We start from the raw sequence: 21,905 nt of genomic DNA, 5'->3' as shown, positions 1-21,905 counted from the left end.
CACACTGAAAGCACTTGCAAAACAGGAGGCGTCCATACAAAGGCCAAAAGGCCTCCCACCCGGCCCGCCATCAGGACACGTACATGCTCTCCATGTTCCAGCGAAAACGGCCCCCGGTCGCCGCCGCTCCATCGCCACCACCCGCCATCGACCTTTTGAAAGGGTTGATGCGGCCCGAGTCGGCCGCATCGCTGCTGGCGACGCCGCGCCGGCAGAAGCTGCTGGAACACATCTGGCAACGCACGTCGCTCTCGCGCAGGCAGTTCGCCACCCTGTACCGCACGCCACTGGAGCGCTACGCCGAGCTGGTCCAGGCTTTCCCGGCCTCCGAAGCGCATCACCACGCATACCCGGGTGGCATGCTCGACCATGGCCTCGAAATCGTCGCCTACAGCCTGAAGCTGCGGCAGTCCCATCTGCTGCCCATCGGCGCCAGCCCCGAGGACCAGGCCGCGCAGGCCGAAGCCTGGACTGCAGCCGTCGCCTATGCCGCGCTGCTCCATGACATCGGCAAGGTCGCGGTCGATCTGCACGTCGAGCTGGCCGACGGCAGCACCTGGCACCCGTGGCACGGCCCACTGCGCCAGCCTTACCGCTTCCGCTACAACCCCGACCGCGAGTACCGGCTCCATAGCGCTGCGACAGGCTTGCTCTACCGGCAACTGCTCGATCGCGATCTGCTGGACTGGCTCAGTGGCTATCCATCCCTATGGGCGCCACTGCTCTACGTCCTGGCCGGGCAGTACGAGCACGCCGGGGTGCTGGGCGAGTTGGTCGTGCAGGCCGACCGCGCTTCCGTCGCCCAAGAGCTGGGCGGCGATCCCGCCCGCGCCATAGCCGCGCCTAAGCACACGCTGCAACGCAAGCTGGTCAACGGGCTGCGCTACCTGCTCAAGGAAGAGCTGAAACTGAACCAGCCCGAAGCCTCCGATGGCTGGCTCACCGAGGACGCCTTGTGGTTGGTCAGCAAGACGGTCTCGGACAAGCTGCGCGCGCACCTGCTGTCCCAGGGCGTCGATGGCATCCCTGCGAACAACACCGCAGTGTTCAACGTCCTCCAGGATCACGGCATGTTGCAGCCGACGTCCGATGGCAAGGCAATCTGGCGCGCAACGGTCACCAGCTCCACCGGCTGGTCCCACGCGTTCACCCTGCTGCGGCTGGCACCTGCGTTGATCTGGGAGCCTGGCGAGCGGCCGGCGCCGTTCGCCGGGACGGTGGCGCTCGACACCATACCGCCCGACAAAGATGCCGATGTCTCGGCGCCCACGCCGGCGATCGTGGCAACGCAAGCCGCGGAAGATCAGCAGCTTGCTCCCTGGAAGGACCCCGACAGCGGCGCTGCCACGCTTCAACCTCCCACTGCCCAAGCCGTGCTCGATGTCATGGAAGACATGCTCGCGATGGTAGGAATGGGTGACTTGTCTGCTGTCCGGCAGGATGCAGAAGCCGTCTCGGTCGAAGCGCCTGCCGCAGGCCTCGAAATGCCAGCACCGCCCCTGGCGAACCCTCTGCCTCCATCACCAGCGCCTACGGCGGCGCAGCCATCCGGTGAGCACTTCATGACATGGCTGCAACAGGGCGTCGCCTCGCGGCGGCTCATCATCAACGACGCCAAGGCGCTCGTGCATACCGTGGGCGACACCGCCTACCTGGTCAGCCCCGGCGTCTTCCAGCGTTACGCGCAGGAGCACCCGCAAGTTGGCACGCTGGCGAAGCAGGAAAGCCAGCAGGATTGGCAATGGGTACAGAAGCGCTTCGAGCGGCTGCAATACCACCGCAAGCATCCCAACGGCCTGAATATCTGGACTTGCGAGGTAACCGGACCTCGCAAGTCTCGTCGGCTGCATGGCTATCTATTGATAGAACCTGCCCATGTGCTTGCCGAGTGTCCTCCAAATAATCCATATCTCTCGCTTTTGCGAGCAGATTCTGCCGTGTAAGCCATGTATTCGCCCGCCGAAACGCCTCTTTGACCCATATCAGATCGATCCTGATCTTGCTGGTGCGCAGGCCCGCCAAGGCCGAAGGCGTCAGGGGTCAAAGCCAGATGGCCGCGATTCGGCACGAAGCGCGGGGCGTAGCCCGCGAACCCGACGGCGGCACGCCGGGACGCTATGCGGCTTCGCATTGCCTCTTGTCAATGATTCAATAAATGTTGTATTATCGAACAATGAACGAAGATCAAACTGTCTCTGCTCTGAGTGCTCTGGCTCATACGCAACGATTGCGCCTATTTCGTGCCTTGGTCGTTGCCGGCCCCGAAGGGCAAACCCCCAGCGTCTTGGCTGACCAGCTCGACGTCGCCCGTAACACCTTGTCCTTCCACCTGAAAGAGCTGGCCCACGCGGGTCTAGTCACGATTGAGCAAAAGGGCCGCAACCTGATCTACCGCGCCGACTTCGCCCATATGAACGGGCTACTCAGCTATCTGACCGAGCACTGCTGCCAGGGCAACGTGTGCGAAGTCACAAATCCCCCCCACTGTGACTGCTGACGCCATGACCGACACCACATACAACGCACTGTTCATCTGCACGGGTAATTCCGCACGCTCCATCCTCGCCGAAGGCATCCTCAACGAGCTGGGCAAGGGGCGCTTCCGCGCCTACTCAGCCGGCAGCCAACCCAAGGGCGAAGTGCATCCGCTGGCACTTGCCACGCTGGAGCGGCTGCATATGCCGACGACCGGCTACCGCAGCAAAAGCTGGGACGAATTCGTGGCGCCAGGGGCACCAGTGTTCGACTTCATCTTCACCGTCTGCGACAACGCCGCCGGCGAGGCATGCCCGTTTTGGCCAGGGAAGCCGGTATCGGCGCACTGGGGCGTGCCCGATCCCGCAGCCATCGAAGGCAGCGAAGAACAACAACTCAAGGCATTCAAGGATGCCGCGCTGACCTTGCGCCGCCGCATCGAGTTGTTTCTGTCGCTGCCATTGCAACGCCTGGACGCGATGTCGCTGCAACGCGAGTTGCGAAACATCGGCCAAGAGTAAAGAGCGTTGCGTCGTTAACAACCAGATTTGAAAGGACACCCCATGCCAAACATCCAGATTTTCGACCCGGCGCTGTGTTGCAGCACCGGCGTATGTGGCGTTGAAGTGGATCAAAACTTGGTGAACTTTGCCGCCGATGTGGATTGGGCCAAGCAAAACGGTGCCCAGGTCGAACGCTTCAACCTGGCACAGCAACCCCTCGCCTTCGCCGAAAACTTGACAGTGAAAGGCTTTTTGCAACGTTCGGGCCAAGAGGCGCTGCCTCTGGTACTGGTCGATGGCGAGGTGGCCTTGGCCGGCCGCTACCCCAGCCGAAGCGAATTGACCCGCTGGGCTGGCATTGAGGCGCCCGAAGCCTCTCCAGCCCAAAACGCCTGTTGCTCTGGCGGCCGCTGCTGCTGAACAAGGAGATTCCATGCATTTTCTGACCCAGCCGCCCCGTTTTCTTTTCTTTACCGGCAAGGGGGGAGTCGGCAAGACCTCCATCGCCTGTGCAACGGCGGTACAACTGGCGTCCCAGGGCAAGCGCGTGCTGCTCGTCAGCACCGACCCGGCGTCCAACGTGGGGCAGGTTTTCGGCGAGCGCATCGGCAACCGCATCACGGCGATTGCCGCCGTGCCGAACCTGTGGGCACTGGAAATCGACCCGCAGGCGGCCGCACAAGCGTACCGTGACCGCATTGTCGGCCCTGTGCGAGGGGTGTTGCCCGATGCGGTCGTGGATGGCATCGAAGAATCCCTATCGGGAGCCTGCACCACGGAAATCGCTGCCTTCGACGAGTTCACGGCCTTGCTGACCGATGCGACGCTGACACAGAATTACACGCACATCATTTTCGACACAGCCCCTACCGGCCACACCATCCGCCTGCTGCAACTGCCGGGCGCATGGAGTGGTTTTCTGGAAGCAGGCAAAGGCGATGCGTCGTGCCTGGGGCCGCTGGCGGGTTTGGAAAAACAGCGCAGCCAATACAAGGCAGCAGTAGAAGCGTTGGCCGACCCCTTACGGACTCGCCTAGTGCTGGTTGCTCGCGCGCAGCGCCCCACGCTGCGCGAGGCGGCACGCACCCATGAAGAACTGGCCGCGATCGGCCTGTCGCAGCAACACCTGGTCATCAACGGCGTATTCCCTGCCAGCGAGGCCAAGAACGATACGCTGGCCACTGCGATCTACGAAAAAGAACAGGCCACGCTGGCCGCCATTCCGGCTGTCCTCCAGGCGTTGCCTCGGGATCAGATCGCGCTCAAGCCGTTCAACCTCGTCGGCCTCGATGCCCTGCGCCACCTGCTGGTTGATACCGACGCCACGCATAGCGCCGATGCCATCGAACTGCCCGAGCAGATCAATGCGCCGGACTTGTCTGCGCTGGTCGATGAGATCGCCGCTGATGGGCACGGGCTGATCATGGTGATGGGCAAAGGTGGCGTGGGCAAAACCACGCTGGCCGCCGCCATCGCGGTGGAATTGGCGGGCCGGGGATTGCCCGTGCACCTGACCACCTCTGACCCGGCAGCGCATCTGGCTGACACGCTGGAAGGTTCGTTGCCCAATCTGGCTCTCAGCCGCATCGACCCCCAGGAAGCCACGGCACGCTATCGCCAGCATGTCATGGACACCAAGGGTGCGCAGCTTGATGCCGAAGGCCGCGCTCTGCTGGAAGAAGACCTGCGCTCGCCCTGCACCGAGGAAATCGCGGTGTTCCAGGCATTCTCCCGCGCCATCCGCGAAGGGGGTAGGAAGTTCGTGGTGATGGACACCGCGCCCACGGGCCACACCTTGCTGTTGCTCGACGCCACCGGCGCATACCACCGCGACATTGCCCGGCAGATGGGTGAGACGGGCGTTCACTTCACGACGCCGATGATGCAGTTGCAAGACCCGAAGCAGACCAAGGTACTTATCGTCACCCTGGCCGAAACCACGCCCGTGCTGGAAGCGGCCAACCTGCAAGACGACCTGCGCCGCGCGGGCATCGAACCGTGGGCCTGGATCGTCAACAACAGCGTTGCGGCCGCGCACCCGCATTCCCCACTGCTGCGCCAGCGTGCACGCAACGAATTGCAGGAAATCGACGCTGTGACCACACGGCACGCTCAACGCTATGCCGTAGTGCCTCTTCTGACCGAGGAGCCGGTAGGGGTAGAGCGCCTGCGGGCTTTGGCAAACTGGAAAATGTCATGAATCAAGGTAATTCTCAAAGCGGACATTCGCTGCCGAATCCTCCCGCTCGCCTGTCCTTCCTGGATCGCTACCTCACCGTCTGGATTTTCGCCGCAATGGCGCTGGGTGTTGCCCTGGGCACGCTGTTCGACGGTTTGCCCGATGCGCTCAATGCACTCTCGGTCGGTACGACCAACGTCCCTATCGCCATCGGTCTGATCCTGATGATGTACCCGCCGCTGGCCAAGGTGCGCTACGAGACGCTGCATGAAGTCTTCGCCGACAGGCGCGTGCTCCTGCTGTCTCTGGTGCAGAACTGGATCATCGGGCCGGTGCTGATGTTCGTGCTGGCGGTGATCTTCCTGCGTGACCAGCCGGAATACATGACCGGCCTGATCCTGATCGGGCTGGCGCGCTGCATCGCTATGGTGCTGGTGTGGAACCAGTTGGCGCGTGGCGACAACCAGTACGTCGCGGGGTTGGTCGCCTTCAACTCGATTTTCCAGATCCTGTTCTTCTCGACCTACGCCTGGTTCTTCCTGTCGGTGCTACCGCCTGTATTCGGCTTGCAAGGCAGTGTCATCGACGTAGGCTTCTGGACGATCACCGAAGCGGTGCTGATCTACCTAGGCATCCCGTTCCTGGCCGGCTTCCTGACCCGACGCACACTGATCCGGCGCAAGGGACAGGATTGGTACGAGCGCGCCTTCCTGCCCCGGATCAGCCCCATCACCCTGGTGGCGCTGCTGTTCACCATCGTGGCAATGTTCAGCCTCAAGGGCGCCGACGTGGTGCGCTTGCCGCTGGACGCGCTGAAGATCGCCGTACCGCTGACGCTCTACTTCGTGATCCAGTTTCTCATCAGCTTCTTCATGGGCCGGCTGATCCAGGCCGACTATCCGCGCACCACCGCCATCGCCTTCACCGCGGCAGGCAACAACTTTGAGCTGGCCATTGCCGTTGCCATCGCATCGTTCGGCTTGGCTTCGCCCGTCGCCTTCACCACGGTGATCGGGCCGCTGGTAGAGGTGCCGGTGCTCATCCTGTTAGTGCATGTTGCCTTGTGGCTGGGCCGCCGGTGGCGGCTCGCAGGGGCCAGCATGAATTTCTCCAACCCCACGAATCTCTGAGTCGAAGCAAGGGTATGAGCCAAATTACCATCTATCACAACCCCGCCTGCGGCACATCGCGCAACACGCTGGGCCTGATCTGCAACAGCGGCGAAGAACCCACGGTCATCGAGTACCTCAAGACGCCGCCCTCGCACGCAACGCTGGTCAAGCTGCTGGCCGATGCCGGCTTGAGCGTGCGCGACGTGCTGCGCGAAAAAGGCACGCCCTATGCAGAGTTGGGCCTGGCCGATCCGAAATGGACGGATGACCAGTTGCTCGATTTCATCGGGCAACATCCCATCCTGATGAACCGGCCCATCGTGGTCACACCGCTGGGCACGAAGCTGTGCCGCCCTTCGGAAACCGTGCTGGACATTCTGCCGCAGCCGCAGCGCGGCGCATTCAACAAGGAAGACGGCGAGCCAGTCATCGATGCGGAAGGCCGCCGTGTCTGAAGCGCGCCTTGACCTCCCCAATATCGACGCAGCGCTGTTTCAACAACCGGATGCAGCGCGATTACTGGCGCCCGAACGTGCAGGCCACGCGCCGCGCTTTCTTCTGCTCTATGGCTCGCTGCGGGAGCGCTCGTACAGCCGTCTCGCCACCGAAGAGGCCGCCCGCATCGCATCCTGCGTGCGCTCGGTGGCGAGACACGCATGTTCAATCCATCTGGCCTGCCGCTGGTGGACGATGCGCCTAGCGATCACCCCAAGGTGCAGGAGTTGCATGCGCTCACGCAATGGGCCGAAGGGATGGTTTGGTGCTCGCCCGAGCGCCACGGCGCGATGACCGGTCTCATGAAAACCCAGATCGACTGGATTCCGCTGTCGGTCGGCGCGGTGCGGTGCGCCCGCCCGACCCAGCGCAAGACGCTGGCGGTGATGCAGGTATCGTCTTGGTCGATCCCGCTCGCCTGCTCGATACGCTGGATCACGGCCACAGAGCGCCGCAGCTCAGCGCAGTGGTACTGGGTCTTATGGATGGTCTGCATGGGGAGTCGATCTCCGGTGGTTGAACAAAGCCACCATTCGCCGCTACGCAGCCTGTTGTTCTGCAGCAAGACAAATGATCTGTTGCGTTCATCGACGATCCCCACGCTGCTGCTGCGTTAAGTTGATACCGATCCAGGTAGCGGTCATCTTGATTTGCTCGGCCCTACCAGGCTGTACACATGCAAGCCTTCGCCGCTAGACAATACGGCCGATACTCCATGCCAGCCCCATCGCCAACGGCAAAGTCGCCCCCCAGGACAGCAGGATGTTGCGCAGCGCTACCCAATCCAGCGTGCCCGCATTCGCCCCAACGCCGGCGATAGCGCCGACCGAAACGTGAGTGGTCGAGACCGGCAGCCCCAGCTTACTGGCGAACAACACCAGGACGGCGGTGATCAAATTCGCGCTCAAGCCTTGCGTGTGATCCATCCGCGTGACGCGCTGGCTCATCGTCTGCGCGACGCGGCGTGAGAACAGCAGACCACCCACCGCCATCACAGCGGTGATGACCAAAATCGAACCCTGCGCGCTCAAGAGATTCGCGGCGAGTAGCAGCGCCGTCAGCTTGGGCGTGTCATTGACGCCCCGGGCGAAGCAGATCGCCATCGCTGACAGCACGTGCAGGCGATCCATGCTCCGAGACACTGACCAGCGCACCGGCGTATCCAGCCGCTCGCAGTCCGCCACGCTCGCCACGACGACGTCGGGGATAGCAAAGTGCACTGCAACGGCGCCATCAACCGGCGAAGGCTTGGCTGGTTCCGGCAGCGCCACGCAGGCGCAATCCTTATCCACCGGACACAGGCGGAAAACGCTGTAGGCGACGGCCCCCAGCGCCGCCGCAAGCATTGGGCTGACCAGCAACGGCATCAGGAAAGTGGATGCCAGCCGGTCGAGATGCACGGCTCCGTTCTGCGCCAGACCGGCACCAACCAAGCCGCCGATCAGCGCATGTGTCGTAGACACCGGGAATCCCAGCCGTGTGGCGAGGAACACCGTCATCGCGGTACCGCTGGCCACGCTGGCGATAAAGAGCGGAGCGCTTGCCACCACATCGGATACGAGCCCCTTACCCGAGAACTGCTGCACCAACGATTCAGCCAGCAACAGCGACGCGAGACTTCCTGCTACGGTGGCGAGCGTGGCCAGGGTGAGCGCGCGGCGGTAGTCCAGTGTCTCTGATCCCCATACCGTGGCGAAACCTTTGAAATTGTCGTTGGCGCCGTTACTGAAGGCGACGGCCAGCGCGGCGAGGATCAGGAATACTTCCATGTTGATGCTCCTTCGGTAATGTCCGGTTCGGTGCCCAGTTCTCTGTGATGGCGGGTTTGCTCATATCCGCGAGTGGCGCAGCCGCCAATGTTCGGGCGCGCGCTGTGAGCGTCTAAAATATGTTGGCGAATGCTTGGCCGCGTTCGGCCTCCGGGATGCTTGGGGCAGTCGGGTCGGGAAGGGGCCAATGAATGCGCACGGCCTCACCGGGGAACATCGGACAAGGCTCCGAGGCGGCGCCACCACGCACGGTGATCACATAGTCAAGCCGGGGCGCATCAGGGCACGCGAACTCGGCCCAGCTCTTGCTGAGAAAACCCAAAGTCGGAAACCCCGCGCGATCAATCAACGCCAATGCCAGCGGCTGGACCTCCCGGTCGGATGGCTGCCAGCGCTGTACGCGCGAATCCAGCGTCCCGCGATGCCATTGAGCAACGCTTCTGCCATGATGCTGCGCGCAGAGTTACCTCTGCATAGCACCAGCACACCAAGACTAGGTTTGACAACGGGTAGAGTCGGTCTCTACGGCAGGTGTATTCAGCAACATGCTATTCCCCCAGTGGCGATGGTACCGGCATCAAACGGCAATCCCCCACCACAGCCTTCAAACAGGCCGAAATGGCGACTGAAATCGCCGATGAACTCGAAATGGGGGGCAAACCGTGATTCGCGCAACATGCGGTAGGTATTGCCACATACCGGAAAGACCTTTCCCGTCTCGATATCGTGGTGTTTATCGAGAACAAAACGGTCGGGGTGTTGCGCGATACTGCCGCGATAAACCACCGCTTGGCCGTGGTCTTCGCAACCATCTTCAAGTCCATTGATGGCAAACAGCCGGTAAGTCGCTGAATAAAAGCGGATCGCCCCGACTTTCGCGGCCAGCGCCGGATCAGTGACTGCGATCGGGTGGTCTTCCACGAGCCGGGGATCGATGAAGCCGGTAGCACGCGCAAGACGCAGGAAGTCGTTCCAGTAGAGCGCGCCGCCCAAGCATTCGCCATAGAGCACCGGATCGTTGCGCACGGCGTCCGGGACACGCCGATCCGCATACACATCCGAGAAATAAAATTCGCCGCCGGGCTTGAGCAGGCGGCCGACGCCCTTGAGCACGGCGCTTTTGTCCGGAGACAAATTCACCACGCAGTTGGAGACGATGATGTCGAAACTTCTCGGCGCTAGATCCAGCGCATCGAGCTGTTCGATATAGCCCTTCACAAAGCGCACGTTGTCGTAGCCAAACTGCTCGGCATGGTAGGCACGGTACTTTTCGGCCACCGCGAGTTGCTCGTCGGTCATATCCACGCCGACAACCTCGCCCGACGCGCCAACCAACTGAGCCAGCGCATACACATCACGGCCAGAGCCACAACCGAGATCAAGCACGCGGCAGCCTTCGAGCAGTGGCGGGCAGACCAGACCGCAACCGTAGTAGCGGCCCAATACGTCTCGGTGAATGCGCGCCAACAGGGGTTTGAGCCATTCCGGCATCTGGCTGGGATCACAGCAAGCGCTGGTCTTCAGGTCGGATGACCCGCTGAGCTGACGACCGTAATAATCTTGAACGACTTCATGCATGGCACAAACTTCCAAATAAGTGATCGATTGCTGATTTAGTCGCGGCCAGCCAGCCGTTTATTACAGCCGCTCATGTGGAATCCGCCCGGGAATGTCGCGCTCCCCACGACACCAACGCCAGGTATCGAGCGTATCGAAGCATAGACTCACCGAATTGACCAGCAACAGCGCCCACATCAAAGCGGATTCAGAGGCCGTGGACGGTGCGCTGCCTACATGGGGATTGGCAAGGCGCAGAAAGAGCATCACCACCAGCGGCCCCCATGCAAGTAGATGCGGCACCGCCATCAAGCGGCTCATGCCACCCTCGATAAGCATGATGGGGATATTGGTCGAAACCACGAATACCGACGCCCAAGCGGCCCAACGCCCCGTTGGTGTGTCGAGAAAGAAAACGGCAACGCATTGACCGGCACCAGGATCAGACCGACCCAGATCTGCACCCACATCGGCAGAGCACGGAATGAGCCCCAAACATTCTGTAAACGTCGCACGAAGCATTCCTCCAATAGGCGATTAATCACAACTCGCGCCTCGCGCCACAAAACGCAGGCGTGCAAAACCGGCGTGCGCGCTGCTTCCGGTGTCATCGCCATCACTGGCCACGGCCAGCAGCACGGGTGTAAACGAGCCAGCGCCAAAGGCGGAGCGGATATCCGCCAGCACGTCGCGGCGCTCGCTGACCCAGCGTCCGGCATCGGCAGCACCCGAGCGCGCCACGATCATCATGGCGCGCTCGGTGTAGGCATTCGGGGTCACGGTACCGATAGGATGGCGGTTGTCCCACACGTAGTTGAGCGCGGCATCGGGTACTTCAGCGCCGAACACGGAGCGAGCCAGGGCAAGCTTGCTGCGCGTTACCCAACTCATGGATTCCGGTGGAATCCGAAAAGCCACATAGACCCGCGCGGCGTAGTCGTCGCCCGATTTTTCGCGCAAGTCGGCCGCAGCAATCGGCGCGTCAATCCGCCAGCGCCAGCACAAAATCGGCGTACGCACCAGGTCGATCTGAATCGGACGGGCCAGCAGGGCCATGCTGGCATGGGCGTGAGCCTCAATGGCGAATTCGCCTGCCCAGGCGCGGATGCGGTAGTCGGTCGGCGGAACACTCTCTTTGAAACGCACCAGCCGCCAAGGGGCGGGGGGGACATCTGATTCCGAAGGGAATACGCCAACGTCCTGTCGTAGCGAGGATGCATCCTGCGCCATCAGTGCCACCGGCATCAGCAGTCCGCACAGCGCGGTCCCAATCCCCAAGAATCTACGCATGCAAGACACCTCGCAGAGACTCGGGCAAATGAACGAGATCCTCTGGCTGATCAATGTCGTGCAGGCGATCGGCCTCATGCACGGACCAGCCGAGTTCGCCACAGCGGCACAGCGTTGCGTGAGCCACGGAATCTGTGCTCCAGGCGATGTCCTGAAAGATGCGCGGATGAAAGCGTCTCAGCCCCAGCAGCGTATAACCGCCATCTGCTGCCGGATGGATCACCACATCGTGGCTTTCAAGGGCCATCGCGGCGGCTTGCAATCGCTGGGGCGTCAAATCCGGGCAATCGGTACCCACCAGCATCACCGTTTCGCCGTTCTCAATGCATCGCCGGGCTGCGCGCGTGAGACGCTCGCCGAGATCGCCCTCGCCCTGCGCGGACAGCATCAGGCCCGATGGCAGCCTTGCTGTCCGCCACACCGGGTCTGCCGGATCAGGTGTGACACATAACTCGACCGGCCCCGCTTTGGCGGCCAGGGTTTGCGTGATGGTCAGCTGCAGCAGCCGTTCCGCGAGGGATGCCGCGCCTTCTGGCCCCAGCGCCGGAATCAGGCGGGTTTTCGCGCGGCCTGCTTGCGGTGCCTTGGCAAACACCATGATTCGCGTCTTCATCGGTAGCGCTCCGCCAGTGCTTCCGCACTCGCACCAAGCCAATAGGCCCAGCGCAAGCGCCACATCAGAACGATGGTTCGCCAAACGCCGCGTGTTTCCCAGCGACGCCCGGATGTCACCGCAGGTCCGCGCAAACAGGTGGGCTTGGCCAGCCGCTTCAGGCGTTTGGACAGTTCGATGTCCTCCATCAAGGGCTGATCGGGAAAGCCTCCCACCGCATCAAAGGCGGCGCGCCTGACAAAAATGGCTTGATCGCCGGTGGCAATGCCTGACCAGTGCGATCGCAGATTCATCAGCAAGGCAACCAGTCGCAGCCAAGGGCTGCGACCCTCGATGTGCACATCAAAGCGCCCCCACACCGCTCCCTCCGCCAAGGCCGCTTGTACTTGCTCAAGGCCCTGCACCGGCAAGCGCGTGTCGGCATGCAGAAACAGCAAGGCATCACTGGCCGTTGCTTGCGCACCGGCATTCATTTGCCGTGCCCGACCGCGAACGCAATCCAGCACCGGGAAACCCAAGGCCCGGGCAAACGCGGCGCTACCATCCAGACTTCCGCCATCAACCAGCAATATGTCAGCGCACTGGCGCTTGAGCATCAGCAAATGTTCAAGCAACGCAGGCAGCGCCTCCCGCTCGTTGAGCATCGGCACCACGACCGCGATCTTCATGATGCTTACCGCCCTGCCTGCCTGGCGTTGAGCCGCCAGTCGTAATCGAGGAACTCGATCGGCAATGCGCCTTCGCGCAGCGCCTGTGCTTGCGCGGGTGTCAGCCCGACAGCGTCGGCGTACAACGCCAGAAATGCGCCCAGCGCATTCGCGCCGCGCCAGCCCTGCTCGAAATCGCCGCGATACCACTTGAAGATCGGCGACACGCGCAGCGTTCCACCTTCCAGACGGTTGCGACTGCGGTCAGACAGGAAGCGCCGCGCCTGCTCGTCGAGTTGCGCATCCAGCCGCGCGCTGTCATAGGCTTCGCCGCGCAAGGCCGGACAGCCGATGCTGGCGCAATTGACGGCAAAGTGAACGCGCGGATCACGGTATCGCCCCGAGCCGCGGATCAGTTCGTGCTCGATTTCATCCAGTGTGCGCTCCTTGCCCAGCAATGGCAGGAAGCGCTTTTTCCAAGGGGATGAGAACAGGCTGCCAAGATCTTTGATCGAGCTGATGCCGGGATAGCCCGACAACACCAAGTCCACCGTCCCGGCGTTGTAGGCATTGATCAGAAAAGCCAGTTGCGTCGCGGTCGGCCAGCGGTCGAACTCACTCTGTTGCACCTGCGCCAGCCGCGCGAGATACGCCTTCAAGCGCGCCTTGTCACGCGCCATGCCTTGGTAATCCACTGCCGTGGCGTGCCCACCCGGCAGACTCACGACATGCTGCTTGAGCAAGCCATCCCATTCATCATGGATGCTTGCGGCCTGCGCGGTGATGGCGCTCAAACCCAACCAGACCATCAAAACCCAACGAAGCACGGCTGTCATTGCGCACCCCCGCGCTGCCAGGCGTGGAACCGCTCCAGCCAGGCAAGCACCCGTTGCGGTGCGTGCGCGCGCTTCCATTCCCCCGCCGCGTATTTGTTGGCTTCCGCCCAGGTGGGGTAGGCGTGAATGGTGGACAGAATCTTGTTCAGCCCCAGACCATGCTTCATGGCCAGCACGAACTCGGCCAACAGGTCACCGGCATGCTCACCGACGATGGTCACGCCCAGAATTCGGTCGCGACCCGGCTCGGTCAGCACCTTGACGAAGCCATGGGCCGCGCCATCGGCTATCGCGCGATCCAGATCATCCAGCCCGTAACGGGTGACCTCGTAGGCGATGTCTTTCTCTTTGGCGTCCTGCTCGTTAAGACCGACGCGGGCTATTTCCGGATCGATGAAGGTCGTCCAGGGAATCACCGAATAGTCCACCTTGAACTTCTTGAAGCGGCCAAACAGGGCGTTGACGGCAGCGTACCACGCCTGATGCGCCGCCGTATGGGTGAACTGGTAGGGCCCGGCGACATCGCCGGCGGCATAAATATTCGGATACAGCGTTTCCAGATACTCGTTGGTGACGACGGTGCGCTGCGTCTCGATACCCAGTTCTTCAAGGCCATAACCATTGAGGCGGGCAACCCGGCCCACGGCACAGATCAGTTCGTCGAAGACAATGCGCTGCTCACGGCCCGCATGCTCGACGACGATGACCTTGTGTTCGCCCTCGCGTTCGCAGCCCAGCGCCTTGTGACCCGTGAGCACCTCGACGCCATCGCGCGAAAGCGAGTTCTTGGCCAGCATCGACACTTCTTCGTCTTCGCGAATCAGCAAACGCGATGCCATTTCGACTTGGGTAACCTTGACGCCAAGCCGCGCAAAGGCATGCGCCAGCTCGCAGCCGATGGGCCCGCCACCCAACACCACCATCCGGCGTGGCATGTCGTCGCGCAGTGCCAGGCTCTCCCACAAGGTGTCCGAAGTGAGGTAACCGACCTCGTCGATACCGGGCAACGGCGGCACGAAGGGTTGTGCCCCGGCAGCGATGACAATGCTGCGAGCGGTCAGGCGTTGAATACCGCCATCGTTGCGCTTGATCTCCACCGTCCAGGGGTCAACGATCTTGGCGTAACCTTGCACCACATCAACGCCCAGGCCGGTATAGCGCTCGATACTGTCATGCGGCTCGACCGCGCGGATCACCGCTTGCACCCGCTGCATGACCGCCTTGAATGAAAAGGTCGGCTCGCTGGCCGTCAGCCCGTAATGGTCGGCATGGCGGATGAGATGCGCGGCCTTCGCGCTCTTGATCAACGCCTTGCTGGGCACGCAGCCATAGTTCAGGCAATCGCCTCCCATCTTGTGCGCTTCCACCAGGGTCACCTTGGCTTTGACCGCTGCGCCGATGTAGGCCGTGACCAGTCCCGCTGCGCCACCGCCAATCACGATCAGATTGCGGTCGAATTGTTTGGGGCGGGTCCAGCCCGCATAGCGCCGACGCGCCTGCACCCATCGCGCCAGCGCCTTGCCGATCCACGGCAAGACCCCTAATAGCGCTAAAGACAGCCACAGCGTCGGCGATGCCACATCCGACAGGCTTTTGAGCTGTGCCAGTTGCGTGCCCGCATTCACATAGACCAGTGTGCCTGCCAACATGCCGAGTTGGCTGACCCAGAAAAACCGCCATGCGGGCATCCGCGTCAAACCCATGACAAGGTTGATGACGAAAAACGGAAAGACCGGTACCAGACGCAAGGTAAAAAGATAGAAGGCGCCATCACGCGCCAGACCCGCATCAATGGCGGCCAGACGGGCACTGAATTTCTTCTGTATCGATTCGCGCAGCACATAACGCGATGCCAGCATGGCCAGCGTCGCGCCAACGGTGGAGGCAAATGACACCAGTACGCTCCCCCATGCCAGGCCAAACAAGGCACCCCCAGCCAGGGTCATCACGGCCGCGCCCGGCACGGACAGGGCGGTCAGCCCCACATAGATCAGGAAGAAGAGGGCTGCCGCCAGTATGGGCGTCTGATCGCGCCAGGCCTCCAGATCGCTCAAGCTGGCCTGCAAGGCCGCCAAACTGAAGAAACGCCCAAGATCGAAGTAGCCGTACAGCGCGACGAGAGCAAGCAACGCAATCGCAATCACTAGCCTGGATTTCATGCGTGAACCGCCTGCACCGCGATGACCTGCCTCGCGTTCTCCAGTGCACCACCGCAACTGCTGCCCTGCCCAGCCGTGCATCCATAACAGTGATCGGCCACGCGAATCGGTTTTCCCGACAGATCGGCATCCAGCAGCGCACGCAAATGCGGACGCTCGCCCAAGCCCGGCAACGTCAGCCCAAGTTGTTGGTTGAAATCGCAGTCGTACAAATAGCCTTGCCAGTCCACACTCACCAGCTCGCGGCACATCACACCTTCCAGGTTGCCTGCCGCGTAGTTGTGTTTGAGCAAGCGCATATAGTCATTGAACTGCCCCTTGGAAATCAGCATCGAGCCAAAGCGCTGAATCGGCATATTGGTAATGGTCAGTAGCCGGTTGAACACAATGCCAAAGTGATCCAGCAGTTCGCGCTTGTAGGCCGCCTCTAGGCTTTTTTGAGGCGGAGGAAGCTCGGGCCCTTGCGGGTTGTAGACCAGGCTCAATTGCAGGTCGCTGCCATCAGCGCCATAGCCCAGGGCATTGAGTTTTTGTAACGCCAGGATGCTCTTCTCGAACACGCCATTGCCACGTTGCTTGTCGACGTTGGCCGCTGAATAGCACGGCAGTGAAGCCACGACTTCGACTTGGCTGGCCGCCAGGAACTCGGCCAAGTCATCCTGTCCGGGTTCGAACAGGATGGTCAGATTGCAGCGGTCGATCACATGCACTCCCAGGGCACGCGCCTGCCGCACCAGATCACGAAATCCCTCATGCATCTCCGGTGCGCCGCCGGTCAGATCCAGCGTTGTGATCCCGCGCGCGGTCAATACCTTCGGAATGAGTGCCAGGTTTTCCGCATCCATCATTTCCTTGCGGTTAGGCCCTGCGTTCACATGGCAATGAACGCAGGACTGGTTGCAGCGGTAACCGAGATTGACCTGCAAAGTGGTCAATCGGCGTCGGTTAAGCGCGGGAAAGTCAGTGGCGGCAAGCAGCGGTAAGGTGGCGTGCATGTGAACTCCTCGGCGTGGCATGAACGAATCGTGATGTGCCTTTGGTCGTCGCCAGTGTCCGATTTATTACAGCAACGGGTTTTCGCCGTGGGTGTAAGAACGGGTCGTCATGGCTCGACTAAGTTCTTGAGTCCGATCTGAAGCATCCGATCTCCAGTCCCAACCACCAGCCCTTACAGGAGCCACACCGTGAATCAATACCCGTTCCACACGCCCGAATCCGCCCCTGCATCCGCCGCGCCCATTCTCGAAAAAGCCAAGGCGACGCTCGGGTTCGTGCCGAATTTGTATGCCGGTCTTGCCAATGCCCCGGCGGCACTCGAAGCCTACATCGCGCTATCGGGATTTTTCGAGAAGACCAGCCTGTCGGCCATCGAACGCCAGGTAGTGTTGCTGGCCACCAGTGTGGATAACGGCTGCGAATTCTGCGTGGCGGCGCACTCGATGATTGCGAAGAAGATAGTTGGCGTGCCCGAACCGGTTGTGGCCGCTGTGCGCGAAGGCCGTGAGCCTGACGACGTCAAACTGGCGGCGCTGGTCGCCTTGACACGTGCCATCGTGCAGGAGCGAGGCTGGGTGGCGAATCACCCGGCGCTGCAACGCTTTCTGGCGGCAGGGTTCAGCAAGGAGCAGGCGCTGGAGGTGGTGCTCGGCGTCACGCAGAAGACGCTGAGCAACTATGCCAATCACCTGCTGGGCACGCCCCTGAACCCGGCTTTCGAGAGCGAGCGTTGGTCGCGATAGGGAAAGACAGTCATGTCTACCCGATCTTTTATTGTTCAAACCCTGGCGAGGATCGGGTCGTCCATCCTCGCGGGCACACTGGTTTCTTGTCTGGTTGTTGTCCGACTGGAAACACTGCACCTGGTTCTGATGGGCATCGGGTTGGCTGGCCACGCCTATCGGATTCGGCACTGGCACTCTTTGCGGCAGAGTACAGCCTGCCGCTCATCCCTCCGGAACTTGCCGCTCCGCTGGCGGCCACCGCTGAACACTTGTTGCCGGTCCTGCTGCTCGTTGGGCTCGACACCCGTTTTTCCGCACTGGGGCTGCTGGACATGACGGCGGTCATCCGGATCTATTTTTACCCTGATGCCTATCCCACGCATGGCACGTGGGCAACTGTAGTGTTATTCTTGATTGCACGTGGCCCTGGCGCGATTTCCCTGGATCACTGGATCGCACGTCGTTGCTGGATTCGGACGGATGGTCCGTTGCAATGAACATCGTACTGTCACGCCTTGGCGGTGCGCTTGCACGCTTCCTGAGTCGTGAACATCACGTTCATGGCACAGCCTCCGTCACACCGCCATCGCTTCTGGCCGCTACGCTCCGACCTGGCGATGTCCTGCTGGTTGAAGGAAACAGCCGTATCAGCACCGCCATCAAATACCTGACCCAATCCACCTGGTCGCACGCCGCGCTCTATGTCGGCCCTTTGCTTGCTGAACGCGGGGGACCTCCCGAGCATGTGCTGGTCGAGGCCGATACCGTGGATGGGGTGCGCAGCGTATCGCTCGATACCTTGGCGATGTTGCCCAGCCGGATTTGCCGACCCATCGGGCTCTCCGATGCGGAGTGCCAACGTGTGTGCCGCTATGCGATCGAGCGCATTGGCAACCGCTACGACCTTCGCAACGTGATCGATCTGGCGCGCTACTTGCTGCCGACGCCGCCGGTGCCATTGGGCATGCGCAGACGCATGCTGGCTTTGGGTAGTGGCGACCCGAGCCGCGCCATCTGCTCAACCCTAATTGCTCAGGCGTTTCAATCGGTGCGTTATCCCATCCTGCCAGTGATCGAACAGCGCCGCAGCGAATCGCCCGACTGCCCGGCCTGCATCCAAGAAATCGCACGCATTCGTCATCACAGCCTGTTCGCACCACGCGACTTCGACGTGTCGCCCTATTTTCAGGTCGTCAAGCCCCTGCTGGAGCAGGGCTTTGATTTTCATGGCCTGCACTGGACCGACCGGACGACGGCGTGATGTGTCGCAATGTCGTCATTCAGGCTTTGATTGATCGCTCTCAGACCCCAGCGGCAAGTGTTTTGCCGCGCCTTCTCCCTGAGCATAGCTACGCGCGAAAATACGCAACGCCTGCATGTGTTTGCCAAAATTGCGGCAGCCCGTGCACATCAGGGTATGCAATTTGAGATCCATCGTTTCTTTGAGTGTCAGCTTGCGCTCCTGGCTCTCGGAGAACAGTTGGGTGACTTCGTTGCAGTTCAGCATGGCGTCTCTCCCGCTGCGAACCAGTTGTTTTCCAGGCACTCACGCAGGCGCAAACGAGCACGGTGCAACATGACATTGAGATTGCTGACCGTAATGCCAACCGCCTCACAAATTTCCGGCGTTTCCAGTTCGATAAATTCGCGCATCATGAATACCCGCGCCTGCTGATTCGGCAGATGATCAAGGCAGCTCTCGAAGACACGCCAGAATTGCGCACTGTGCACCGCCTGATAGGGGTCCCCCCAGGCCGCTGGACGCTCGTCCGCTCGCCAGAATCCACGCGCATCGAATAACCCCCGAAAATCTTCGCCTTCTTCGTCAGAATGTAGTACCAGATCCACTTCATGCAGGCGCTGTCGCCGCCGTAGCACGTCAGCGATCTTGTTCTTCAAGATCGCAAACACCCAAGTCTTGAGCGCAGCGCGCCCACCAAAGCGATTTGCACTTTTGAGTGCACCGATCAGGGCTTCTTGCACGGCATCTTCAGCCAAGTGTGCGTCTGACAACTGCAAGGTCGCAAACCGCATCATTTGCTGTCGTAAGTCCTGTAAAAACACCGGATCGCCAAGCGACGCGGAAGTTATTTCTGTAGTTGAATTCATCCTCTTTCCTGGTGTTTTTCGTCTTCCAAGCCTCTCTTTCCGGCGCTGTAGCTCGAAACCAGAAACGGTACCAGATAATTTAGCAACCCGTGAAACCAATCGATGTCACCACCGTTCCAGATCGCGCCTCCCTGATTGATGATATTGAGGAGCGCACCTACCACCAGCGCCACGCGAAATGCACTACGGCGAATGCTCGCGCTTCGAAAGGCGTATAGCAGTTCGTTCATGGCTCAGTGTCAATCATCAAGAGCGCTGAGGCCGTTGGATCAAGCGTGCGTCCAATAAGGGCAATGTCCAGCTCGGATTCGAGATCAGCGGGAGCGCCCGATGTTCCTTCTGGCTGCACAAGCAACCCTTCCGGCGCTGCTTCCTGGTGAAACCCTCCGCCGCAATTTCGGCGAAAGAGCGCGTCGCCGACATCGGGATGGATTTTCATCACCGCGTATTCTTCATCGGTGAGCACTCTGGGCTTGCGCAAGATGGCATCTGGCACACAATTTGCCAAGGTGGTGCAAGAAACCTCCAAGACTGACGCGAGCCGCATCTGCCTCTGGCAGCCCGGCGTGATCAGCCAGCAGCCGCGCATAGCGGGACACCCGCCACAGATGCCCGCCCGTGTAGGGGTCGCTGGCCTCAACTAACCATGCCATGGCCAGCAGGTTCTTGCGCAGTTGCCGCGCGGCCCAATGCGATGAGGACGCAGCTCCGCCATGGCGCAGTGTTTTGATGTGCTGAAACAGGCTCATGATCAAACCTCCTCATCTTTGTGTAGGCTACTTTCGATGCTGTAGCGCTGAATGAAGCGACGATCGATATGGTCTTTCCAGCGCCAAACCCAGGCTCCCTCAGCGCTGAAACGCCCCCAGGACATCACGGCGCGGCTATTGCCTAGCGCCAGCAAGTACAAAGAACGGCGTCGCGGCGAGTAGGATATGAGTGCGGCACCCGTCAGCGATGCAATCAGGTTACGCGCCATAACCGGACCACAATGTACGGCATGCACCCCGGAGCGCGCCATGGGCTGATCCAGCCTGGCACACACATCTCCAGCCGCGAACACATCGGGGTGTGACAGACTCCGGTGCATGGCATCAACGGCTACAAACCCGCCCGCATCCAGTTTGATTCCAGCGCGTTGCAGCCAGCACGGTGCACTCGCGCCGTTGGCAGCGATGACAGCGTCCAGTGCGATCAAGCGGCCATCATCAAGCACCACGCCCTCGCTATGACCGGCTGCACGGTGCGGCAGCACGGCCACGCCAACCGCAGTCAAATGCCGCAGCACCCGACGTTGCACACTTGGCGCGTGGTCGGGCAGTACACCGCGCTCCCCGGCGATGAGCATGATCTGCCGTGAAGCAGAGTCCCCGCCTAAGCTTTGACGCACGGCGAGCGCCAGCTCTACGCCCGCCGCACCTCCACCCACGACCCCGAGCCGAAACGACGAGGCACGCATCGCCTTATCGACCAGCGCAGGCCATGCTGCATAAAAGGCTTCGAGCGGTTTGACCGGCAAGAGCCGTTCGCCACACTCGCCGAGCCAACTCACATCAATTTCGCTGCCAACGTCCAGCGACAGCAAGTCGTAATCCAGATGGCGTCCGTCCGATAAGGCAACGCAGCGCCGCTGCGCATCCATGCCCGAGATGTGATCAAGCGCCAAACGCACCCCAGCCATTTGCGCCAGAGGCCGCAGGTCAATGCGGCATTCCGTCTCGTCATACCCTCCGATCATCCAGCCCGGCAACATGCCGGAGTAGTACTGATATGGCGACGGCGTGACCAATACCGCTTCCACGCCACTCAAACGTGCGCGCGCCAAACCAAACAGCACACCAAGTTGTGCATGGCCACCTCCGACAAGCACCAGCCGCTTCATCAATCGCTCTCAACGATAATAACGCTTAAGAAAACGTGCGGCCAGTTCGCGTCGCATAGGATCAGTCAAATCGTCTTTGCTGACATACAGCCAACCCTCGGACGTGCCCAGCGCCTTGCTGCTTTCGGTCCCGGCCGAAACCGCCAATCCTTCTCCTGCGAGTCCAGCCTGCTGTGCCAGGCGCTCAAGCGTTTGCTGGTATTCATCGAACGAAAGCAACCTTGCAACGATCAATGGCAGCTTCGGAGCCGAAGACCGCAAACGTTTGAGAACTTCATCCGCCTCCAGAACAGTCTAAGAAGTTACCGCCAGCGAGATGACGGCACCCGCACAGCCGCGTGCCAACGCATCCAGGGATTGCGGCCCTTCGGGCTTGAGCGCCGAAAATCCGTTTGCCTCCAGAAAAGGTTTCATTTCAGCGACGATGAAGGGATGGGGGCGAGCAGGCAAGATCTGGCAGGACATGGATCAATCATCTCGAACAAGTCGTCATGTTGCGTTGGTCGTTGCAACGCACGCATTTGTTACAGCCCCCCCCTGCACAGAATTTCTTGTAAG

28 protein-coding genes and 1 pseudogene are annotated in these 21,905 nt (G+C 61.2%); 12 read left to right on the top strand and 17 right to left on the bottom strand.

Annotated elements, in window-relative coordinates:
• The first annotated feature begins 83 nt into the window (after nt 1-83).
• The 9 genes and pseudogenes from mobH to OKX01_RS13635 all read left to right on the top strand — a co-directional run.
• A complete protein-coding gene (gene mobH / locus OKX01_RS13675) occupies nt 84-1,943 on the top strand; it encodes a MobH family relaxase (RefSeq protein WP_264671898.1) in 1,860 nt (619 codons plus the stop codon).
• Nucleotides 1,944-1,972: 29 nt separating this feature from the next.
• Complete coding sequence (locus OKX01_RS13670; RefSeq protein WP_264671897.1) at nt 1,973-2,155, top strand: hypothetical protein; 183 nt, start codon at nt 1,973-1,975, stop codon at nt 2,153-2,155.
• Nucleotides 2,156-2,497, top strand: coding sequence for an ArsR/SmtB family transcription factor (locus OKX01_RS13665; RefSeq protein ID WP_264671896.1), 342 nt, complete (start codon nt 2,156-2,158; stop codon nt 2,495-2,497).
• A 4-nt stretch (nt 2,498-2,501) separates the two neighbouring features.
• Complete coding sequence (locus OKX01_RS13660; RefSeq protein ID WP_022580391.1) at nt 2,502-2,996, top strand: arsenate reductase ArsC; 495 nt, start codon at nt 2,502-2,504, stop codon at nt 2,994-2,996.
• Between the two features lie 42 nt (nt 2,997-3,038).
• On the top strand, nt 3,039-3,398 hold the full coding sequence (arsD, locus tag OKX01_RS13655; protein WP_264671895.1) for an arsenite efflux transporter metallochaperone ArsD: 360 nt from the start codon (nt 3,039-3,041) through the stop codon (nt 3,396-3,398).
• Nucleotides 3,399-3,411: 13 nt separating this feature from the next.
• Nucleotides 3,412-5,178, top strand: coding sequence for an arsenical pump-driving ATPase (gene arsA / locus OKX01_RS13650; protein WP_264671894.1), 1,767 nt, complete (start codon nt 3,412-3,414; stop codon nt 5,176-5,178).
• The gene (gene arsB, locus OKX01_RS13645; RefSeq protein ID WP_264671893.1) at nt 5,175-6,287 is read left to right on the top strand and encodes an ACR3 family arsenite efflux transporter; all 1,113 of its coding nucleotides are present in this window, start codon (nt 5,175-5,177) and stop codon (nt 6,285-6,287) included. Before arsA ends, arsB begins: the two co-directional genes overlap by 4 nt.
• A 14-nt stretch (nt 6,288-6,301) precedes the next feature.
• Entirely contained in the window at nt 6,302-6,724 is a 423-nt protein-coding gene (gene arsC / locus OKX01_RS13640) for an arsenate reductase (glutaredoxin) (protein ID WP_264671892.1), read from the top strand.
• Nucleotides 6,717-7,171 (top strand): annotated as a pseudogene (locus OKX01_RS13635) (NAD(P)H-dependent oxidoreductase); the annotation flags it as partial. The gene arsC and the pseudogene OKX01_RS13635, both read left to right, overlap by 8 nt.
• 285 nt (nt 7,172-7,456) lie before the next feature.
• On the opposite strand, the gene OKX01_RS13630 reads toward OKX01_RS13635, so the two are convergent.
• The 10 genes from OKX01_RS13630 to arsS form a co-directional block, all read right to left on the bottom strand.
• Nucleotides 7,457-8,533, bottom strand: a complete 1,077-nt coding sequence (locus OKX01_RS13630; protein WP_264671891.1) for an inorganic phosphate transporter — start codon at nt 8,531-8,533, stop codon at nt 7,457-7,459.
• Nucleotides 8,534-8,878: 345 nt separating this feature from the next.
• Nucleotides 8,879-9,013: a hypothetical protein gene (locus OKX01_RS18905; protein WP_413544455.1), complete on the bottom strand. Its 135-nt coding sequence runs from the start codon at nt 9,011-9,013 to the stop codon at nt 8,879-8,881.
• A 57-nt stretch (nt 9,014-9,070) separates the two neighbouring features.
• Nucleotides 9,071-10,111 carry a methyltransferase domain-containing protein gene (locus OKX01_RS13625; protein WP_264671890.1) on the bottom strand — a complete coding sequence of 347 codons (1,041 nt, stop codon included), beginning with the start codon at nt 10,109-10,111 and terminating at the stop codon, nt 9,071-9,073.
• Nucleotides 10,112-10,171: 60 nt separating this feature from the next.
• Nucleotides 10,172-10,585, bottom strand: a complete 414-nt coding sequence (locus tag OKX01_RS13620) for a hypothetical protein (RefSeq protein WP_264671889.1) — start codon at nt 10,583-10,585, stop codon at nt 10,172-10,174.
• Nucleotides 10,586-10,627: 42 nt separating this feature from the next.
• A complete protein-coding gene (locus tag OKX01_RS13615) occupies nt 10,628-11,380 on the bottom strand; it encodes a DUF3047 domain-containing protein (protein WP_264671888.1) in 753 nt (250 codons plus the stop codon).
• Nucleotides 11,373-11,993, bottom strand: coding sequence for a TIGR04282 family arsenosugar biosynthesis glycosyltransferase (locus OKX01_RS13610; protein ID WP_264671887.1), 621 nt, complete (start codon nt 11,991-11,993; stop codon nt 11,373-11,375). The genes OKX01_RS13615 and OKX01_RS13610 overlap by 8 nt, the downstream gene beginning before the upstream one ends.
• A complete protein-coding gene (locus OKX01_RS13605; protein WP_264671886.1) occupies nt 11,990-12,661 on the bottom strand; it encodes a TIGR04283 family arsenosugar biosynthesis glycosyltransferase in 672 nt (223 codons plus the stop codon). The genes OKX01_RS13610 and OKX01_RS13605 overlap by 4 nt, the downstream gene beginning before the upstream one ends.
• Nucleotides 12,662-12,666: 5 nt before the next feature.
• Nucleotides 12,667-13,476 carry a DUF547 domain-containing protein gene (locus OKX01_RS13600; RefSeq protein WP_264671885.1) on the bottom strand — a complete coding sequence of 270 codons (810 nt, stop codon included), beginning with the start codon at nt 13,474-13,476 and terminating at the stop codon, nt 12,667-12,669.
• Nucleotides 13,473-15,635 carry an FAD-dependent oxidoreductase gene (locus OKX01_RS13595; protein ID WP_264671884.1) on the bottom strand — a complete coding sequence of 721 codons (2,163 nt, stop codon included), beginning with the start codon at nt 15,633-15,635 and terminating at the stop codon, nt 13,473-13,475. The genes OKX01_RS13600 and OKX01_RS13595 overlap by 4 nt, the downstream gene beginning before the upstream one ends.
• A complete protein-coding gene (gene arsS, locus OKX01_RS13590; RefSeq protein ID WP_264671883.1) occupies nt 15,632-16,630 on the bottom strand; it encodes an arsenosugar biosynthesis radical SAM (seleno)protein ArsS in 999 nt (332 codons plus the stop codon). Before arsS ends, OKX01_RS13595 begins: the two co-directional genes overlap by 4 nt.
• 189 nt (nt 16,631-16,819) lie before the next feature.
• On the opposite strand from arsS, the gene OKX01_RS13585 reads away from it, so the two are divergent.
• The 3 genes from OKX01_RS13585 to OKX01_RS13575 are packed head-to-tail and all read left to right on the top strand — an operon-like array spanning nt 16,820 to nt 18,617.
• The gene (locus OKX01_RS13585; protein ID WP_264671882.1) at nt 16,820-17,374 is read left to right on the top strand and encodes a carboxymuconolactone decarboxylase family protein; all 555 of its coding nucleotides are present in this window, start codon (nt 16,820-16,822) and stop codon (nt 17,372-17,374) included.
• A complete protein-coding gene (locus OKX01_RS13580) occupies nt 17,362-17,853 on the top strand; it encodes a DoxX family protein (protein ID WP_413544454.1) in 492 nt (163 codons plus the stop codon). The genes OKX01_RS13585 and OKX01_RS13580 overlap by 13 nt, the downstream gene beginning before the upstream one ends.
• Nucleotides 17,850-18,617 carry a YiiX/YebB-like N1pC/P60 family cysteine hydrolase gene (locus tag OKX01_RS13575; RefSeq protein WP_264671880.1) on the top strand — a complete coding sequence of 256 codons (768 nt, stop codon included), beginning with the start codon at nt 17,850-17,852 and terminating at the stop codon, nt 18,615-18,617. Before OKX01_RS13580 ends, OKX01_RS13575 begins: the two co-directional genes overlap by 4 nt.
• 15 nt (nt 18,618-18,632) lie before the next feature.
• Here the strand turns inward: OKX01_RS13575 and OKX01_RS13570 are convergent, their stop codons facing one another.
• From OKX01_RS13570 to OKX01_RS13540, 7 genes are all read right to left on the bottom strand, one after another.
• Nucleotides 18,633-18,863 (bottom strand): hypothetical protein, encoded by a 231-nt coding sequence (locus OKX01_RS13570; protein ID WP_264671879.1) that lies wholly within the window; start codon nt 18,861-18,863, stop codon nt 18,633-18,635.
• Nucleotides 18,857-19,465, bottom strand: a complete 609-nt coding sequence (locus OKX01_RS13565) for an RNA polymerase factor sigma-70 (RefSeq protein ID WP_264671878.1) — start codon at nt 19,463-19,465, stop codon at nt 18,857-18,859. Before OKX01_RS13565 ends, OKX01_RS13570 begins: the two co-directional genes overlap by 7 nt.
• Nucleotides 19,462-19,695, bottom strand: a complete 234-nt coding sequence (gene nrtS / locus OKX01_RS13560) for a nitrate/nitrite transporter NrtS (protein WP_264671877.1) — start codon at nt 19,693-19,695, stop codon at nt 19,462-19,464. The genes OKX01_RS13565 and nrtS overlap by 4 nt, the downstream gene beginning before the upstream one ends.
• A complete protein-coding gene (locus OKX01_RS13555; RefSeq protein ID WP_264671876.1) occupies nt 19,692-19,931 on the bottom strand; it encodes a hypothetical protein in 240 nt (79 codons plus the stop codon). Before OKX01_RS13555 ends, nrtS begins: the two co-directional genes overlap by 4 nt.
• Nucleotides 19,918-20,214, bottom strand: coding sequence for a hypothetical protein (locus tag OKX01_RS13550; RefSeq protein WP_264671875.1), 297 nt, complete (start codon nt 20,212-20,214; stop codon nt 19,918-19,920). The genes OKX01_RS13555 and OKX01_RS13550 overlap by 14 nt, the downstream gene beginning before the upstream one ends.
• A 2-nt stretch (nt 20,215-20,216) precedes the next feature.
• Nucleotides 20,217-21,347, bottom strand: a complete 1,131-nt coding sequence (locus OKX01_RS13545; protein ID WP_264671874.1) for an FAD-dependent oxidoreductase — start codon at nt 21,345-21,347, stop codon at nt 20,217-20,219.
• A gap of 294 nt (nt 21,348-21,641) precedes the next feature.
• The gene (locus OKX01_RS13540; RefSeq protein WP_264671873.1) at nt 21,642-21,812 is read right to left on the bottom strand and encodes a hypothetical protein; all 171 of its coding nucleotides are present in this window, start codon (nt 21,810-21,812) and stop codon (nt 21,642-21,644) included.
• Nucleotides 21,813-21,905: the final 93 nt, after the last annotated feature.

Source organism: Alcaligenes sp. SMD-FA, from assembly GCF_025960365.1.
GTDB lineage: Bacteria > Pseudomonadota > Gammaproteobacteria > Burkholderiales > Burkholderiaceae_B > Alcaligenes > Alcaligenes aquatilis.
This window is presented reverse-complemented; position numbering and strand designations above follow the sequence as displayed.

Coding starts and splice junctions, on each gene's coding strand:
- mobH (WP_264671898.1), top strand. CDS start 84: ATGCTCTCCATGTTCCAGCGAAAACGGCCCCCGGTCGCCGCCGCTCCA.
- OKX01_RS13665 (WP_264671896.1), top strand. CDS start 2,156: ATGTTGTATTATCGAACAATGAACGAAGATCAAACTGTCTCTGCTCTG.
- OKX01_RS13660 (WP_022580391.1), top strand. CDS start 2,502: ATGACCGACACCACATACAACGCACTGTTCATCTGCACGGGTAATTCC.
- arsD (WP_264671895.1), top strand. CDS start 3,039: ATGCCAAACATCCAGATTTTCGACCCGGCGCTGTGTTGCAGCACCGGC.
- arsA (WP_264671894.1), top strand. CDS start 3,412: ATGCATTTTCTGACCCAGCCGCCCCGTTTTCTTTTCTTTACCGGCAAG.
- arsB (WP_264671893.1), top strand. CDS start 5,175: ATGAATCAAGGTAATTCTCAAAGCGGACATTCGCTGCCGAATCCTCCC.
- arsC (WP_264671892.1), top strand. CDS start 6,302: ATGAGCCAAATTACCATCTATCACAACCCCGCCTGCGGCACATCGCGC.
- OKX01_RS13630 (WP_264671891.1), bottom strand. CDS start 8,533: ATGGAAGTATTCCTGATCCTCGCCGCGCTGGCCGTCGCCTTCAGTAAC.
- OKX01_RS13625 (WP_264671890.1), bottom strand. CDS start 10,111: ATGCATGAAGTCGTTCAAGATTATTACGGTCGTCAGCTCAGCGGGTCA.
- OKX01_RS13615 (WP_264671888.1), bottom strand. CDS start 11,380: ATGCGTAGATTCTTGGGGATTGGGACCGCGCTGTGCGGACTGCTGATG.
- OKX01_RS13610 (WP_264671887.1), bottom strand. CDS start 11,993: ATGAAGACGCGAATCATGGTGTTTGCCAAGGCACCGCAAGCAGGCCGC.
- OKX01_RS13605 (WP_264671886.1), bottom strand. CDS start 12,661: ATGAAGATCGCGGTCGTGGTGCCGATGCTCAACGAGCGGGAGGCGCTG.
- OKX01_RS13600 (WP_264671885.1), bottom strand. CDS start 13,476: ATGACAGCCGTGCTTCGTTGGGTTTTGATGGTCTGGTTGGGTTTGAGC.
- OKX01_RS13595 (WP_264671884.1), bottom strand. CDS start 15,635: ATGAAATCCAGGCTAGTGATTGCGATTGCGTTGCTTGCTCTCGTCGCG.
- arsS (WP_264671883.1), bottom strand. CDS start 16,630: ATGCACGCCACCTTACCGCTGCTTGCCGCCACTGACTTTCCCGCGCTT.
- OKX01_RS13575 (WP_264671880.1), top strand. CDS start 17,850: ATGAACATCGTACTGTCACGCCTTGGCGGTGCGCTTGCACGCTTCCTG.
- OKX01_RS13570 (WP_264671879.1), bottom strand. CDS start 18,863: ATGCTGAACTGCAACGAAGTCACCCAACTGTTCTCCGAGAGCCAGGAG.
- OKX01_RS13565 (WP_264671878.1), bottom strand. CDS start 19,465: ATGAATTCAACTACAGAAATAACTTCCGCGTCGCTTGGCGATCCGGTG.
- nrtS (WP_264671877.1), bottom strand. CDS start 19,695: ATGAACGAACTGCTATACGCCTTTCGAAGCGCGAGCATTCGCCGTAGT.
- OKX01_RS13550 (WP_264671875.1), bottom strand. CDS start 20,214: ATGAGCCTGTTTCAGCACATCAAAACACTGCGCCATGGCGGAGCTGCG.
- OKX01_RS13545 (WP_264671874.1), bottom strand. CDS start 21,347: ATGAAGCGGCTGGTGCTTGTCGGAGGTGGCCATGCACAACTTGGTGTG.
- OKX01_RS13540 (WP_264671873.1), bottom strand. CDS start 21,812: ATGTCCTGCCAGATCTTGCCTGCTCGCCCCCATCCCTTCATCGTCGCT.